At 54.9% G+C, this 811-nt stretch carries 1 pseudogene; it reads left to right on the top strand.

The window, feature by feature from the left end:
* Nucleotides 1-811 (top strand): annotated as a pseudogene (locus BN93_RS18200) (RHS repeat-associated core domain-containing protein); the annotation flags it as partial.

The raw sequence follows: 811 nt of genomic DNA, 5'->3' as shown, positions 1-811 counted from the left end.
CGGGGAGGTGGTTACCTATCATTACAATGCGGCAGGGCAAATAGTTCGCCTTTCGGGCAATAAACAGGGGCGTGAGAGCGTTATTGTTGACAGGATAGGTTACGACAAGGACGGACATACCGTCTACACCAAGCTGGGTAACGGCACGGAGACAACCTACACCTACGACAAGCAGCGTGAACGTCTGCAGGCGATGAACCTTACGGCGGACGGTAGGGCTGTGATGGAAAACAAGTACCAATACGATGCTGTGGACAATATCTTGGGTATTGCCAATGCCGTAGACCCAACGCAGGCCGCTAGTGGCAATAGCGGCAAGGCGAGACTCGGCGGTGCTTTCAACCACACTTACGCTTACGACGACCTTAACCGCCTGATAAAGGCCAACGGTGAGGCGAAGGGGGCGAAGTATGAGATGACAATGACGTTCGGACGGATGAGCGAACCGCTCACCAAGGTGCAGAAGGTGGACTCCTCAAAGACGGCGCAGTCTTACGACTTCACGTATAAGTACGAGGACAGCAACCACCCCACGGCTCCCACGCAGATAGGGCATGAACATTACACTTACGATGCCAACGGCAATCCCACGCTGGTGGAGAACGACAGTCTGAACACGGAGCGGCGCATGTATTGGGACGAGGACAACCGGCTGATGGTATTGTCGGACAACGGCAAGACCAGCCGATACACCTACAATGCTGCCGGCGAGCGCATCGTCAAGAGCCATGGCGACCTCGAAGGCGTATATATCAACGGTGCGCCGCAGGGAATCACTTTCCACGAAACGGAGGATTACACCATCTATCCT

The sequence above is a fragment of the Prevotella conceptionensis 9403948 genome (assembly GCF_000312305.1).
Lineage (GTDB): Bacteria > Bacteroidota > Bacteroidia > Bacteroidales > Bacteroidaceae > Prevotella > Prevotella conceptionensis.
Note: the sequence above shows the minus strand (reverse complement) of the source record. Positions and strands in the feature narration are given on the sequence as shown.